At 52.6% G+C, this 14,856-nt stretch carries 12 protein-coding genes; 7 read left to right on the top strand and 5 right to left on the bottom strand.

From position 1 onward, the window contains the following. Positions 1-161 precede the first annotated feature (161 nt). Together KNO58_RS01420 and KNO58_RS01415 are read left to right on the top strand one after the other, a co-directional pair. Positions 162-1,793 carry a C40 family peptidase gene (locus KNO58_RS01420; protein ID WP_251026011.1) on the top strand — a complete coding sequence of 544 codons (1,632 nt, stop codon included), beginning with the start codon at positions 162-164 and terminating at the stop codon, positions 1,791-1,793. A gap of 115 nt (positions 1,794-1,908) precedes the next feature. Beyond that, on the top strand, positions 1,909-4,617 hold the full coding sequence (locus KNO58_RS01415) for an EAL domain-containing protein (RefSeq protein WP_214751418.1): 2,709 nt from the start codon (positions 1,909-1,911) through the stop codon (positions 4,615-4,617). Between the two features lie 32 nt (positions 4,618-4,649). Here KNO58_RS01415 and KNO58_RS01410 read toward each other — a convergent pair whose 3' ends face one another. Together KNO58_RS01410 and KNO58_RS01405 are read right to left on the bottom strand one after the other, a co-directional pair. Next, positions 4,650-4,916: a hypothetical protein gene (locus tag KNO58_RS01410; RefSeq protein WP_214718193.1), complete on the bottom strand. Its 267-nt coding sequence runs from the start codon at positions 4,914-4,916 to the stop codon at positions 4,650-4,652. Then, the gene (locus KNO58_RS01405) at positions 4,913-5,641 is read right to left on the bottom strand and encodes a DUF3784 domain-containing protein (RefSeq protein ID WP_214751415.1); all 729 of its coding nucleotides are present in this window, start codon (positions 5,639-5,641) and stop codon (positions 4,913-4,915) included. The genes KNO58_RS01410 and KNO58_RS01405 overlap by 4 nt, the downstream gene beginning before the upstream one ends. A gap of 107 nt (positions 5,642-5,748) precedes the next feature. On the opposite strand from KNO58_RS01405, the gene KNO58_RS01400 reads away from it, so the two are divergent. Then, positions 5,749-6,222, top strand: a complete 474-nt coding sequence (locus KNO58_RS01400) for a DinB family protein (RefSeq protein ID WP_214751412.1) — start codon at positions 5,749-5,751, stop codon at positions 6,220-6,222. Between the two features lie 34 nt (positions 6,223-6,256). On the opposite strand, the gene KNO58_RS01395 is transcribed toward KNO58_RS01400, so the two are convergent. Next, positions 6,257-7,498 carry a UDP-glucose dehydrogenase family protein gene (locus KNO58_RS01395; RefSeq protein ID WP_214751409.1) on the bottom strand — a complete coding sequence of 414 codons (1,242 nt, stop codon included), beginning with the start codon at positions 7,496-7,498 and terminating at the stop codon, positions 6,257-6,259. Positions 7,499-7,624: 126 nt separating this feature from the next. Between KNO58_RS01395 and KNO58_RS01390 the strand changes: the two genes are divergently transcribed. The 4 genes from KNO58_RS01390 (at position 7,625) to KNO58_RS01375 (ending at position 10,540) form a co-directional block, all read left to right on the top strand. Then, a complete protein-coding gene (locus KNO58_RS01390) occupies positions 7,625-7,870 on the top strand; it encodes a hypothetical protein (RefSeq protein WP_214718212.1) in 246 nt (81 codons plus the stop codon). Positions 7,871-7,989: 119 nt separating this feature from the next. Continuing rightward, on the top strand, positions 7,990-9,249 hold the full coding sequence (gene pgaC / locus KNO58_RS01385) for a poly-beta-1,6-N-acetyl-D-glucosamine synthase (RefSeq protein WP_214751406.1): 1,260 nt from the start codon (positions 7,990-7,992) through the stop codon (positions 9,247-9,249). Continuing rightward, the gene (gene pgaD / locus KNO58_RS01380; protein WP_214751404.1) at positions 9,207-9,686 is read left to right on the top strand and encodes a poly-beta-1,6-N-acetyl-D-glucosamine biosynthesis protein PgaD; all 480 of its coding nucleotides are present in this window, start codon (positions 9,207-9,209) and stop codon (positions 9,684-9,686) included. The genes pgaC and pgaD overlap by 43 nt, the downstream gene beginning before the upstream one ends. Next, the gene (locus KNO58_RS01375) at positions 9,686-10,540 is read left to right on the top strand and encodes a polysaccharide deacetylase family protein (RefSeq protein ID WP_214751402.1); all 855 of its coding nucleotides are present in this window, start codon (positions 9,686-9,688) and stop codon (positions 10,538-10,540) included. Before pgaD ends, KNO58_RS01375 begins: the two co-directional genes overlap by 1 nt. A 34-nt stretch (positions 10,541-10,574) precedes the next feature. Here the strand turns inward: KNO58_RS01375 and KNO58_RS01370 are convergent, their stop codons facing one another. Then, positions 10,575-11,219 (bottom strand): thioredoxin domain-containing protein, encoded by a 645-nt coding sequence (locus KNO58_RS01370; RefSeq protein WP_214751399.1) that lies wholly within the window; start codon positions 11,217-11,219, stop codon positions 10,575-10,577. 138 nt (positions 11,220-11,357) lie between these two features. Beyond that, on the bottom strand, positions 11,358-14,732 hold the full coding sequence (locus KNO58_RS01365) for an Ig-like domain-containing protein (RefSeq protein ID WP_214751396.1): 3,375 nt from the start codon (positions 14,730-14,732) through the stop codon (positions 11,358-11,360). Positions 14,733-14,856 lie beyond the last annotated feature (124 nt).

The following is a 14,856-nucleotide window of genomic DNA, read 5'->3' as shown; positions in this document are numbered from 1 at the left end:
TGACGCGTCCGTGACGAAAAATATTGACCTCATTTTTAACGGAATCCAAGGATTGAGCCATTTCCACCATTGCTTGCCGTTTCTGTAAACCCTACAATAAACATGTATTGCTTCACCTGTCGATAATTGTCAAAAGCACTCATAGAGAAGGAAGTGACCCAATGTCCCCTAAGTCCGGCCTCATGTACTCATTCGCAGCCATCGCCGCCGTAACGATCGTCGCCCAGGCCGACGAAGCCGCCGCAGCCAGCTCACACGTCGTCCGTGCCGGTGACACGCTTTGGTCAATCAGCCAACAGCACAACGTGTCACTCGCCAATTTAAAAGCCTTCAACAACTTGAATTCAGACCGTCTCGCCATCGGGCAGACGCTCAAATTAAGCGGGAACACCCCGACCACGGTGAAACCTGCCGCCATACCGTCCACTTCAGGCATGGTCACGACGGCCGCCTTGAACATGCGCCTCGCCGCAGGCACGTGGCATCAAGTGCTCGTCACGATCCCGAAAGGGCAGACGCTCAAGCCGATTCAAACGAGCGGCGCCTGGACGAAAGTCAGCTACGGCGGAAAGACTGGTTGGGTACATAACGGCTACTTGACGGCCTCGTCCGTCAAACCAGCCGCACCGAGCACACCTACGCCAACGACGCCTTCCGCTCCGGCACCGTCAGGAAACGCCACTGTCACGACGGCCGCCTTGAATATGCGCGCTGCCGCGGGCACATGGCATAACGTACTCCTCACGATCCCGAAAGGGCAGTCGCTCACACCGATTCAAACGAGCGGTGCCTGGACGAAAGTCAGCTATGGCGGGAAGACCGGTTGGGTCCATAACGGTTACTTGACGAACTCGTCAGTCAAACCGGCTACACCAACGACGCCGGTCACACCAACTGCGCCGACAACACCGGCCGCGCCGAAAGAAGAGAGCATCAACCAGTCGTACGTCACGACGGCCAACTTGAACGTCCGTCAAGGCCCGGGCATCGGTTACGCCCTCGTCACGAGCATCCCGAACGGCACGACCGTCAAAGCGACGAAGCAGAGCGGCACGTGGGTATACGTCACGTATAACGGCAAGAGCGGTTACGTCAGCACCGGCTACTTGAAACAGACGACGACTGCACCGAGCGCGCCGGTCACACCGAACGCCGGAGACGGCGGCGCGGGCAACGCCTCGTTCGACTATGTCGTGAATACACCATCGCTCAACGTTCGCACGTCGGCCTCGACGAGCTCGGCCATCATCGGCCGTGTCACAGCCGGACAGACGCTCCGGATCGTCCAGACGTCGAACGGATGGCATCAAATCTACATCGGGAATACGACCGGTTTCGTCGCGGCGTCTTACGTCAAAGCGGTGCCGAAAGGGTCTACGGTAAACCCGACTCCGGCTCCGTCACAAGGTGCTGGCCTCGCTGCCATCGCGGTCGCCAAGAAGTATGTCGGCACCCCGTACATCTGGGCGTCATCGAATCCGGCCAACGGCGGATTCGACTGCTCTGGACTCATCTATTACGCCTTCAATCAGGCAGGCTACAGCGTCCCACGCACGAACGTCGCCACATACTGGGCCGGGTCTTATTTCGGAACACAGCTCAGCAAGACGTTCGTCCCGCAAGCGGGCGACCTCGTCTTCTTCGAGAACACGTATACGGCCGGCCCGTCACACATGGGCATCATGATCAATTCAGACACGTTCATCCACGCCGGGACGTACGGCCTCGGCTATAACACGATCAGTAAAGAGCCATACTGGAAGTCACGCGTCATCGGCTACAAACGACCGTGACCTTTGGCGCATTCATTGACCCGACCTTTGTCGGGTTTTTTTTCGTGGGGCAGGATTTCCCTCGAAAGACTCGAACACGAAAGATAGAATGGGAAGAGAAAGAAGGAGGTGTCCGATGGGAAGCAATCGATTCGCTAAAATTCCGTACCGGATTTACACGATGGCCCTCGCCGTCGCTTGTCTCATCGGCGTATTGTTGTTCGGGCTCGGCCTGAGCTATTACTGGAAAGAAAAGCACGTCGCCGTCGACGAGACGGTGCGCGACTTGAATCACGCCTCCGACTTGGCCGGCGTCGAGTCGTATCTCGTCTTGCATCACGCGGCCAAGCTGTACGAGACGAACTCCGAGCAACCGACGGCGCTGCTGTCGGCCCCATACCGCGAACGGGCGCTCCAATATAACGTGCAACTGCTCGACGACTTCGAGACCGGGGTCGACGAGCGCGAACGGGAGGCGTTGCTCCGCTTCTCCGAAGACCTCGAGGACACGTTGAACGAGGACGGATCGAGCCGCTTCGAAGCCGTGCCGTTCGACGTCATCGAGTCGATCAATCGCCGTTGGCTTTATCAAGGGCTCGAACGGACCGCCCAAGAAAATACGGCCTACGAGCTGACTGATGCCATCATGCGCATGCAGATGGCGTACGTCGAAGGCGTCACGAACTTGCTCGCCGAGACACCGGACCAAGATCAGCTCGAGTTCGAGGTCTCGACGATTGCGAACGAGGCCCGGTTGATCGAGGACATCGTCGCGACCGACCCGTCGCTCGGGACGAAATCGGTCGACGACTTGATTGAGAGCGCGCTCGCCCTCGGACGGGTGACGGCCACCAATTCGACACTTGAAGCCCGTTACGTCAACGGGACGAGTTTCTATGAGGATTCGCACGCCGCGCTGCAAGCGGTACGCTCGGCGGCTGACGACACGCTCATGACCGAGCGTGATCGTTACGGCGCGCTCGCTATCGCCGTTCTGCTCATCACACTCCTCTTGTCGGGTGCGCTCTTGTTTGCCCTTTGTTACACGCGCAAGATGTACGCCCACGACTTGGGCCATTTGAAGGCACGCGCCCTCGCCATCGACCCGAGCACCGAACCGGTCGAGGAAACGTTCCCGCCAAGCCATGACTTCCGCGGCATCGAGGACGAACTTCGTGAGATTGCCGTCAGCGTCCATTCGACGGTGCACACGCTCGAGACAAAATCGAACGATTTGCTCCGGTATCACGAGCGCTGGTCGTCCCTTTTCTCCGAGACGGGGCTCGCCATCGCATTAATCGATGACACGTACGACTTCATTGAACGAAACGATGTGTTCCGCCAGTTCTTCGGCGAACGGAACTTGTATGAGATCAATCAGTTGTTCACCGACACGGGACGCCGTCTGTTGCGCGAGGCGCTCGCCGGGGTGACGGAGAACGGGACGAGCGCCCAGTTCATCCTCCACTTGAAAGGCGAACACGTCCGCTTCTTGAACGTCAAAATCATCCCGCTCAAGCGCGGTGAGACGCTCACGTATTACCTCATCCTCGAAGATGAGACCGAGCGCGTCGAACGCGAGCGCAAGGTCGACCGGCTCGTCCGGTTCGACCTCGCCACCGAACTGTATAACGAGTACGGCTTCCTGCGGGCGTGGGAGAAACAGGATATCGAGGGGACGTTCCTGTTGATTAAACTGAACGACTTCCACCACCTCGTCGACTGGTACGACCCGACGTACGCCGACTTGCTCATGACCGAGTTCGCCCGTCACGTCGAGGACCGGCTCGAGAAGTATGCGCATCACTTGTTCGGCCGTTACCGCGACGACACGCTCATGCTGTACGTCCGCGGCTTCAGCACCGTCGATGAACATGAGTTGATGGAGCTGTTCCCGACCGAGCTGTTAATCAATCAGAAACGCCAGACCGTCCACCTCCAAATCGGGGCGACGCATACGACGCCGAACTTTAACGATTGCCTGTTCGAGGCGACGAAGGCGCTACAACACGCCAAAGAGACGCGGACCCCGTTCGTCTGGTACGACGCGAGCATCCTCGCCCAGCTACAATGGGCTGCCTTGATTGAACAGGCGCTCCCGGAAGCGATTGAGCAAGGCTATATCACCGTCGCCTATCAGCCGCAAGTCGAGCTGAAGACGGGCCGGGTCGTCGGGGCCGAGGCGCTCGCCCGCTGGCAGCACCCGGAAATCGGCAACGTGCCGCCGAACGAATTCATCCGCATCGCCGAGCGCTCGGACCAGATTCTGTGGCTGTCGCACTCGATTCTCGATTTGGTCGTCGAACAGCTCGTCGCCTGGCGTGACACCCCGTTCGCCGACATTTCGCTGTCGTACAACTTGTCGGCTCATTCGGTCGATCCGTCGATTGTCACGAAACTGCGCGACTTGATGGTGACGTATCCATGGTTGCCGGATCGATTGAAAATCGAGTTGACCGAGTCGGCCGACATCATGTCACACACGAACGAGCTCGAACGGCTCGAGGACATCTCCGACCTCGGCTATTGCCTCTCGATTGACGACTTCGGGACCGGCTACGCCTCGTTCGAAGCGATTTGGCACTTGCCGATTCAAGAAGTGAAAATCGACCGCATGTACGTCAGCGGCAAAGCGAAGGACAGCACATCGTTCCTCCGTGCCGTTTCCCGGTTCGCGAGTGAACAGAAACTGACCTCACTCGCCGAGGGCATCGAGACGAAACAAGACCTCGACCGCATCATCGCCGAAGGCGTCGAACTCGGGCAAGGTTATTATTACGCCCCGGCCCTCGACGCGACAGCGTTTGAGACGTGGGTGAACGACAAAAGAGGGCATCTCGCCTGAGCGAGCGCCCCGATTCGACCGGTTGACACATGTCAGCCGGTCTTTTGTTTGATGAGATTGAGGACGAGCTTCAACGCGATCAACAGTCCGATGACCGGCAAGATGACCGGTAACGACCCGCGCGGCAACAGCCCGAACACGATGAACGCCGTCATGCCGATGGCGAAGAACAGCTTGACGCCCCGCTCATGACCTTCAAACCGCTCCCAGCGCCAAACGAGCAAAAGCAGCGTCAACGGCGCGAACAAGAACGTCAAGAAGAAGAACGGCATATGCCGTGTATACCAAGGTTGTGTCATTTCAATCGTACCTCCTCATACAACGCTTCCGTCGCCTCGTTCGACTCCACGTTCACATAAATCGGTTTGCCGCTCCAGTCGATGCGTACGGCGGCCTCGATTTCTTGGTCAAGGTAGACGAGTACGTCCTCCCCGCTCGTCGTGCGAAAGTGGCCGGTCAATCGTGAACCGACGGCGGCACCGTTCGTCCGGCGGTCGAGGCTCGGCCGATACGTCAATGTCACGGTCTCGATTTCATCATACGGCACCGTCTCGCCGTAGCTGCCCTCGATGACGAGTGCCGAGTCGGTGAGCGTCACCTCGGTCGGCTGACTGAACCAGAACAGAAGACCACCGACAAAGCCCAAGATGAGCGTCAGGACGAGAACGAGCGGGATGAGTTTCTTCTTGCCCCCAGGCCGAAGTTTTCCATGTTCATCAAAGATATTCCCGTCATACTTTTGGGCGCGCCAAAGCGTGACGACAACAAGCACGACGATGAGCAGAAACAACGGCTCGAGCGGAATGTCGAGACCCGACACGTCAATGGCGACGATGACGAGAAAGATTGTTGCGATGCCGTAACACATGAAGCCGATTAACCGCGCCACCGCCTTGATATTGACGCGTTCCTTGTCCTCACGCTTCATCGTGTTATATCCCGAGATGAGGAAGTGCCAACCCAAGCGATGGACGGCAAATCCGAGCAAAACCAAAATGAGTGCTGCAATCACGAGTCCCCACATACAGGTGTCCCCCTTTCTTCTATAGTCTACGTGAAAACGAGACAGAACGTTTCAAAATCGTGAATCTGCGTCGTATACTCAGGGTAGAACGTTCAAGGAGGAATTCGATGTATCGCACGAAAGCAGATTTTCTACAAGATTGGACCAAATCATCGACCGGCACGCTCGACGTTCTCCGCGCCGTCACCGACGAAGCGCTCGGACAGGAGATTGTGCCTGGCCACAATTCGCTCGGCTGGATCGATTGGCACGTGACGACCGCGCTCGGCTATTTCACGAACTTGCTCGGCTTCCGCTTGTCGGCGCTGAAGAGTTTGACGCAACCCGCTGACGCGTCAGCCATCGCCGACCAGTATGCGCGCTATGCCGACGAGATCCGTCAGGCAGCCGAACAGTTCTCGGACGACTACTTGTTAGAAGAAGTCGACGTCCACGGCGCGAAACAGCCACGCGGTGCCGTCTTGCGCATGATGATTGACCATCAGACGCACCACCGCGGCCAGATGACGGTGTTGCTCCGGCAGGCGGGACTCGCGGTCCCGGGCGTCATGGGACCGACGAAAGAACAGATGCAGGCGTGAAAAAAGGTGAGGCCCCGCGGGGTCTCACCTTTCGTCATGTCGATGACGGTGTATTCGCCTTGTTTTGCATCCGACCGACCCCTTCGTACTGGACGGTACCCGGGTCGCGTGCGTATTTCCACGCGTTGCGCGCATCGATCAACCGCTTCGTCCGCATCCCGTCGAACGCTTCCGGCGTCAACGCGACGAGCTCGTCCCATTCCGTGACGAGGATGGCGACGTCCGCTCCCTCGAGCGCCGCTTCGACCGTCTCGGCTTGGGGGAAGTCCCACTTGGCGAGCGGGTCGTAACCGATGACGTCGACTCCACGCATCTCCAATAGTCGAGCGAGCGTGAGCGATGGCGCGTCACGCATGTCGTCCGTCCCCGGTTTGAAGGCGAGGCCGAGCAAGGCGACCTTGAGGCCGCTCTTCGGTTCGACTTTCGAGGCGACGTACGCCATCTGGGCGTCGTTCGCATGCATGGCGGCACGGATGACCGGCAAGTCGAGCTCGTTCTCGCTCGCCACGTTCAAGAGCGCGTGCATGTCTTTCGGGAAGCACGAGCCCCCGTAGCCGAGACCGGCGTTCAAGAACGAACGCCCGATGCGCGGGTCAAGCCCCATCCCGTCTGCGATTGTCGTGATGTCCGCTCCCGCCTTGTCGGCGAGACGCGCCAAGTCGTTGATGAAACTGATTTTCGTGGCGAGGAATGCGTTCGAGGCGTACTTGATGAACTCGGCATCAACCGGTGACGTGCAAACGATCGGAACACCGAGACGTCCGTAGATGCCCGCCAGTTCCTCACACATCTCGAGGTCGTCACTGCCGATGACGACGCGATGCGGTTTCAACACGTCGGCGAGGGCGCGCCCCTCTTGGAGGAATTCCGGCACGACGGCGAACGTATGGGCCGGATACATGACCGACAGCGTGTCGGTCGTCCCCGGCGGCACCGTGCTGCGGATGATGATTTTATGTTTCGACTTGACCTCGGACAAGGCCGCGTCGACGAACGTCAAGTCACAGCTTCCGTCTTGCTTGCTCGGCGTCCCGACGGCGAGGACGAGGTAGTCGGCCGTTTCCGTGTCGGCAATCGAGTCCGTGAACGTGATTGAACCGTGGTGGTCGCGTAACACGTCTGCCATGCCCGGTTCGTGGAACGGGACGTCCCCGTTCATGAGGCGGAGCAGTCTCGGTTGATCTTTCTCGACACCGATGACTTCATGCCCCGCTTTTGCTAGCCCGCATAAGGTGGCCAGCCCGACATAGCCAAGGCCGATGATTCCAAATTTCACGATAGTTCCTCCTTCAATAGTCTTCTATTAACAGTACCGAAAAGCGGCGAGCAAGGGAAGGCTCTAACACTCTCTGAATATTCTCTGCTATAATGAGTCAAAATGAGGCTAGAAAGGAATAACCGCATGGGATTGCTCGCTTTCTTTTTGATTACGCTCTTCGTGTTCTACTGGTTTCCTATTCGAGGTGGACTTAAGACTTTCCTGCTGATTCTGATCATGATTAGCGGATGGCTCTCGATTTTCGAACTCGTCTCCATCATCGAAGCCCGCCCTTGGGTTGCGGCCCCCGTCCTCGCGCTAATCGGTTTGTTCGTTTGGAAATGGCGCAAAGACAGACGGACGAAACAGAACAAGCACCAAGACATTTGACACGGGTCGAATGTCTTTTTCAATTTCCGTACAATTTTTTTGATAAATATGGGAAAGCAATTTTTTGATGCTATCATACTGTCAGTACATGGTTTTTTTGAAAATAAGGGGAGACTATTATGAATTTTTACGGGCTCGACATCGCACCTTGGATCGAACCACTGGCCCAGTTCGTGTTCTGGTATCCGTTCTTCATGGCGCTGTTTTGGATTTCTGGCGCCCTCTTATTCAGCTTGACGCGTGAGAAAGAGGAAGAACTTGATTTAAACGAGCGGGAATGGCCGCTCATCAGCATCTTGATTCCTTGTTATAACGAAGAAGAGACGATTGCCGAGACGATCGAGTATTTGGACCGTCTCACCTATCCGAACTTTGAGATTATCGCCGTCAACGATGGCAGCCGGGACAAGACCGGCGACATTCTCGTCGGACTCGCCGACGAGTACGAACGTCTACGTGTCATCGACTGTCATGAGAACCGAGGCAAGGCGAACGCGCTACATATGGCCGCCCACGCCGCCCGCTCCGAGTATCTGCTTTGCGTCGACTCGGACGCCTTCCTCAGTGAGGAGGCCCCGTACTATCTCGTCCGCCACTTCTTGAACCGCGGCGAGCGTGTCGGTGCCGTCACCGGCAACCCGCGCATCCGTAACCGCGACACGCTCCTTAGCCGGATGCAGCTCGTCGAATACTCGTCGATTATCGGCTCGATCAAACGGACGCAGCGCGTCATGGGTAAAATCATGACCGTCTCCGGCGTCATCGTCATGTTCCGCAAGAAAGCGTTGCTGTCGGTCGGTCTTTGGGACCGCGACATGATCACCGAGGACATCGCCGTCTCGTGGAAACTCCAGAAGAACTTCTGGGACATCCGCTATGAGCCGCGTGCCCTCTGCTGGATGCTCGTCCCGGAGTCAATCTCCGGCATTTGGAAGCAACGCGTACGCTGGTCGCAAGGCGGGCAGGAAGTCGTCTTGCGTCACTTCGACATCTTCAAAGACTGGCGCCAGCGCCGGATTTGGCCCGTCTATATCGAACAGGTCGTCAGCGTCCTCTGGGCGTATGCGTGGCTCATCGTCACGGTATATCTGTTCGCGACGGCCGATACGTGGCAGGACATGTTGATTTGGTTCACGTACAACTCGTTTGCGCTCGTCCTCGTCAGCCACGTCCAGCTCATCATCTCGCTCTGGAACGACGCCCGTTATGATAAAGTGTTCAAATATTACGTTTGGGCTGCTTGGTATCCGGTCATCTACTGGATGCTCAACACGTTCGTCGTCATCGCGGCGACGCCGAAAGCAATCAGAGCCCGTGTGAAAGGAGGCTACGCGACATGGAGTTCACCAGACCGGGGGACACGGAGAAGCAGCCTGTAAGTGAGTTATATGATTACGAGCAAGAGATTCTCGTCAAGACGAAACAGAACGTGTTCCGTAAACTCATCGAGCTGTTGCTCACGGTCGTGTTCTGGTTCTACACGTTCATCGTCACGTGGTTCTTCCTCAGTGCCGTCGTCGACGTGAACGACCGCTATATCGCCATCCTCAAGACCGCCTTGAACGTCACGAACGCCGACATCCGCGAGCTGCTCTACTTCGGGCTCGTCTCGTCGTTCGTCGCCGCCTTACTTCTCTTTATATGGCGGACATATAACAAGAAAAAATATGGCCCGCTCAACCGCCGACAGATGCCGACAGACACGACGCTCGACGATTGGCTCAAACTCGACTTGATGGAACCGGAAGATATCGCCCGGCTCCAATCCGATAAGGTCATCGTGTTCACCGAAAATCCAGTGAAAGAGTTGAAATGATGCGCTACCTGAAATGGCTGATTGTTCTCTTGATTGTTGGCGGCATCGCCTGGAAAGTCTACGACGTGTCCTCGACGACGCATGAGGACGTGCCCGACGCGGCGCTCCTCCCGACCGAGGATGTCTGTCTCGGGCTCAACTTTCATCGGGTCAAACGACCGAACACGTGGAACAAACTCGTCGAGAACGTGACCGGGTCGTCTGAACTGATTCGCTATAACGTTTACGCCGACGAGTTCGAACAGCAGATGACGTGGCTCCAAGAGGAAGGCGTCCACTTCGCGACGCAGGAAGACTTGCTCAGCTATCGCGCCGGGGAACCGATTCCGGACAAATGCGTCTGGATCTCGTTCGATGACGTCGACCACACCGTCTATGAGAATGCCTTCCCGGTACTAAACGAGAAACAGATTCCGTTCACGCTGTTTATCATCACCGGTCACGTCGGCGAGGCGTTCCAAAACTTGGACCTCGCCCCGTGGTCCGAATTGAAAGACATGCAGGCGAGCGGGCTCGCCGACTTCGGGACGCACACGCACGACATGCATTACGTCAAAGACGGGGGCGCCGTGTTCTTGCCGGAGGACATGCAAGACGAGCTGCGGCAAGATTTGGAGACGAGTATCGCCGCCATCGAGTCAGCGCTCGGGACGCACGTCACGACGATTGCCTATCCGTTCGGCAACACGAGCGACGCCGTCACCGAGACAGTGCAAGACCTCGGTTTCGAACAGGCGTTCATCTTGAGCCCGAACCCGATCACACCTGACAACGATCCGTTCTATTCGAACCGGTATTTGCTCGACGCCGAACTGTTCGAGTTGTTCGTCAAACCGTATTTCGAGCAACACTGACTTGACCCCTCGTCCGATTGACGAGGGGTCATTTTCATTCTTCCGGCAACTCGACTTGGTCCCCGGCTTCAATCGTCCCGTCCATGACCTGTTCCATCTCCTCTAAGCTGAACGCGTCCACGAGCTGGATGCCGTCGACATACACCGTCGGCACATAGGCCACACCGAAGTCGCGCGTGAACAGCCGAGAGTTTTGGATGCCGATATCGACATGGTTCTCGAGTAGTTCGTCCGCGTCGAGGCCAAATTCGGACGCAAGTTCTCGGGCATACGCTTCCGTCCCGAACCCGTCCGATCCAGAGTCGAGCCCGATGCCGCGTTGCACTTCGTAATAGCGGTCCGGGATTAGCCGTTCCACGTTATAATCCACGTTCGCGAGCAGCTGTGACTGTTCGTTCAACAAGACGAGCGGCTGGCCTTTGAACGTCGCCTCACCCGTGTCAATCCAGCGCTCCTCGATTTCCGGCAGTACCTCTTCCATCCACTTCTTGCACCACGGACAACTGTAGTCGAAGACGAACACAATCTCGTGCTCGCCTTCCCCGAGCGCGACCTTTTCTTCGAGCGGGAGCTCGTAGGCCGCATATGTATGGATTTTCGTCGAGTCGACGGCCTCGCTTTGACTGCAGGCTGTAAGAATGACGATAAGTCCGACGAATAAAAACAGAATTCGTTTCATGCATAACCTCCTATTTGTTCAATTGTTCACATATTTAGTTATATCATGTCTGATTGGCAGACTCGAGTGACGTTATGGTGAAATTTGTAAAAAGAAATGACACATAAGAAAACGAGCGGACCGCATGGCCCGCTCGCTTCATTTGACGATGCGTGTCGTCTTCTTCACTTCTTGATACCCGCTTTGTGTCATCTTCACGGTAACAACCACACCTGGTTTCTGACGTGAAATCGTCAGCTTGTAGTTGCCTTTTGAATCCACTTTTGCGGTCTTGCTGACAAGCTTCGTCCCGACATATGCCTGGACGCTTGCTCCTTTATTGCCTTTCCCGGTCATCGTCGTCGCCGTCGATTTCACAGAGTTGACCGTGAACGTCGGGAACGTGTTGAGGACTTTCACAGAAGTACTGCTCGACGTGTTCCCGGCCACGTCTTTCGCGCGCACCGAGACGGTAACACCAGGCTTTGTCGTCTTCACATTGTAGCGATATGAACCCGCACTCGATGCTTTCGTCGTGTACGTGCGTCCGTTATACGTGATATACACGGTCGCGCCTTTCTCGGCTTTCCCGGACACGTACGTCGACTTGTTCGTGAGCGTCGAGACGGTCGGTTTCGTTGGAGCCACACGATCTTTCACTTTCAACGTTGACGTTTTAGTGCCGCCAAATGCATCTTTGGCTACAACTTTAAGTGTTTCGTTTGCTACTGGATAGCGATACAAGACGACCGCAAACTTTCCATCTTTGTCTGCGCGGTTTGTGCCGACTTTTTTTCCGGATGCGTCAAAAACATCGATGGCAGTAAATTTGTCTGCATACCCCGTAAGACTCTTTCGGTTGTTAGAAGCTTCTAGTTTATTTGGAACGATTAACTCCGATGGACCGCTAAAGTTTTTTGAAAGTTCATATTTAGTCGTGCCGTCTGGATTTTTCATTACAATCTTGACATCCATCGGGAATGAAGGCTTAGTAGTTGTTTGAATCAGGCTACTTTGCTGACCATATCTCATTTCACTATCGACCCATTTTTGTCCATTCACATAAATCTCATAGTATCGGTAAGACAACTTTCTATTTTCGTTAGCGAACCAAATTTTAGACCCATCATGATTAACTCGAATGTCTTCAATTTGGTAATCAATTGTGCGTAGATAGTCCTGAACCTTATTGTTTCCTAAGTCAGTAATTGTCAATCGCAAATGACTAGAATATCTCGAGATTGGATAATCTAATACTACTTTAAAGTACCCATCTGAATTCGCAGTTGTTTGTTTAGCTGAAGCACCACTACCGAAATGAATTTTTGCGAATGGCTCTGTTTTACCTTCTATAGCTTGATCTCCATATAAGCTTGGATATAAACCATTTAAATCAGGAGGTGTCATGTCTTTAACGACAAATGAGGTCGGGTCTGCATATAATCCGGATATATTTTCCCCTTCAATGGTAATCCTATCAATCCCTAATTCTTTTAATGTCTTGTTCTCCTGATTTTCAAAGGTGATACTATATACATTTTTATCAAAACGATCATGTTTAGTTACATCGACATCTTGTTTCTTAATCATTTTTCCATTTGAAAAATATGAAACGACAAGACTTTTTAGCAAGTCATCTGTGTGGACTTTAATGACACTTTCGTCTTCAGAAATTTTATTTGCATAACCCGAGCTAAACCTAGGAGGTGTAATATCTTTAGGAGAGATTCTGAATCTAGCATAATCTAATTTATTTTCTCGCTCGACTAAAAAAGCTATAGATACGTCCACTTTTGACTTTTTAGTAAAGCTGAAATTTCCACCTGCATCCGACTTTATGACTTGATCAGACAGATAATTACCGTTTGAATCATATTGATATTCAGTAATTGTAATGGTCGCGTTCGGTTCTGTTTTTCCTTTTATCGTTTGTTCACCTTCAAAAAAGTTTTCAAATGTCGGTTCTTTAATAGGATCAAAAATGCCTTCTACAAAATTCGAGCTTCGATTTTCGTTTATATAGACTCTCGTCTTAAATTTGTCTCCAAACTCGAGTTTGTTAATTGGTTTTCTACTAGATACAAGCGGTTCATTATAAACTTCGATTTCCCCATTCTTTTTCTCGATTTGAACATCAACATAAAGTTGCTCCGTTGTCGAAAAATCACTAAAAATCAAAAGGTTATCGTTAATCATTCTAATAATTGGGTCTGGTAGCGGACGCTCATCTGTTACCGCAATTGTCTTAACTAGTTGTCCATCTCCATTCTTCTGATTTACATAGACGTTAAATGAACCCGAATTAAATTTCGGCAACATCAGCTTTAGATTCCCTTGATTATCCGAAGTTGATTTCAATTCTCCATGATGTTGATTTTGATACTGTACGACAAATGTTTGATTAGGGTATGTCTTTGCTATCAATTCATTTTGCTCAGAAGTGATTGGCTTCGTAAGGTCAAACTTAAATCGACTTGAATCAAAAGCCATCTCACGTGTGAATGTAGCGACGATTTTTCCATTTTTAGATACTTCAATTGTACGAATTGGCGAACCATTAGCTTCAATATAGTTATAAATTCTACCCATCTCATCTGAGACAGCAATCAATTGCCCATCTGCTTTGATTTCAGCATTTGCAAATGTATATCCATATAATTCATAACTACTGAATTCATTTACAGAATAGAACGGGTTATCCGCTGAGGCTTGGAACGGTTCTACACTTGTCGAACCCACTAACTCACGACCTGTTGAAGGTTCAATAATCTTATATTCAAAACCTGTAAGTACATCGTTTTCTGTTAAAGATAGGTAAGTATTAAACTTTCCATTTTCATCAGCTAAAAGTTCAATTTCTTTTTCTTGATTGATTACTAAATTCATCTTTAGATAAGGGACAGTTTTTCCAGAAAGATAACCTGACTCAAATCCAAATTGATTTGATTGGTAAAGATAATTTGGTTTTACATTCACGTCTGGAACAGTCATCGTAGTGCTACGATTGCCATTAAACTGTGTATAGAATTTAACCTCTTTTGCTGCTTTTACTGGAATTGATAAGGTGCCAACATCACTGTAAGAACGTCCATCATATACAGCGACAATCGTATGATCTTCTCGTGACGAAAATTTCATTTCGTTGCTACTTGTGTTAATCCCAAGATATTGCGCCGGATAAACGACAGTAGATGCATCTTGTGAGGCATAAGCAGTCCACTTCCACTCCGCATAACCTTCTTTTGTGATTTGATACAAATGAATATCCGAACTCGTCAGTTTACTAGTGAGGGTATGTGAAAACTGACCCGTCGCATTCGTTTGGAGGTTCACTAATTGACCGTCCACGTTTAACTGGATTTGAGTGTTTGGCTCTGCTTGCCCGGTAATTACTTTACTGTCCTTGCTAAAAGGATCAATGTTATATGTTGTTGCTCCGTGCACACTTTCGCCCATTGGATAGAACGAAAATGTTCCAATCACTAGACACATAATGAATGTAAGCATAGCGATTTTCGATTTCATGATTCTCATTTTCTTGCCGCCTTTTTCTATTCAAATTAAATCCTTATAAAATATATCACCTCCTTCAAATGTTTATCTTTTCACTTTTATAGAACAGGTGAATTCAGCATGACAAAAAACGACAAAAAGAATT

Origin of the sequence: Exiguobacterium sp. J17977 (assembly GCF_018616375.1) — a bacterium.
Lineage (GTDB): Bacteria > Bacillota > Bacilli > Exiguobacteriales > Exiguobacteriaceae > Exiguobacterium > Exiguobacterium mexicanum.
The sequence above is the reverse complement of the archived record's forward strand: the minus strand, read 5'-3'. Positions and strand labels throughout refer to the sequence as shown.

Coding starts and splice junctions, on each gene's coding strand:
- KNO58_RS01420 (WP_251026011.1), top strand. CDS start 162: ATGTCCCCTAAGTCCGGCCTCATGTACTCATTCGCAGCCATCGCCGCC.
- KNO58_RS01415 (WP_214751418.1), top strand. CDS start 1,909: ATGGGAAGCAATCGATTCGCTAAAATTCCGTACCGGATTTACACGATG.
- KNO58_RS01410 (WP_214718193.1), bottom strand. CDS start 4,916: ATGACACAACCTTGGTATACACGGCATATGCCGTTCTTCTTCTTGACG.
- KNO58_RS01405 (WP_214751415.1), bottom strand. CDS start 5,641: ATGTGGGGACTCGTGATTGCAGCACTCATTTTGGTTTTGCTCGGATTT.
- KNO58_RS01400 (WP_214751412.1), top strand. CDS start 5,749: ATGTATCGCACGAAAGCAGATTTTCTACAAGATTGGACCAAATCATCG.
- KNO58_RS01390 (WP_214718212.1), top strand. CDS start 7,625: ATGGGATTGCTCGCTTTCTTTTTGATTACGCTCTTCGTGTTCTACTGG.
- pgaC (WP_214751406.1), top strand. CDS start 7,990: ATGAATTTTTACGGGCTCGACATCGCACCTTGGATCGAACCACTGGCC.
- pgaD (WP_214751404.1), top strand. CDS start 9,207: ATGGAGTTCACCAGACCGGGGGACACGGAGAAGCAGCCTGTAAGTGAG.
- KNO58_RS01375 (WP_214751402.1), top strand. CDS start 9,686: ATGCGCTACCTGAAATGGCTGATTGTTCTCTTGATTGTTGGCGGCATC.
- KNO58_RS01370 (WP_214751399.1), bottom strand. CDS start 11,219: ATGAAACGAATTCTGTTTTTATTCGTCGGACTTATCGTCATTCTTACA.
- KNO58_RS01365 (WP_214751396.1), bottom strand. CDS start 14,732: ATGAGAATCATGAAATCGAAAATCGCTATGCTTACATTCATTATGTGT.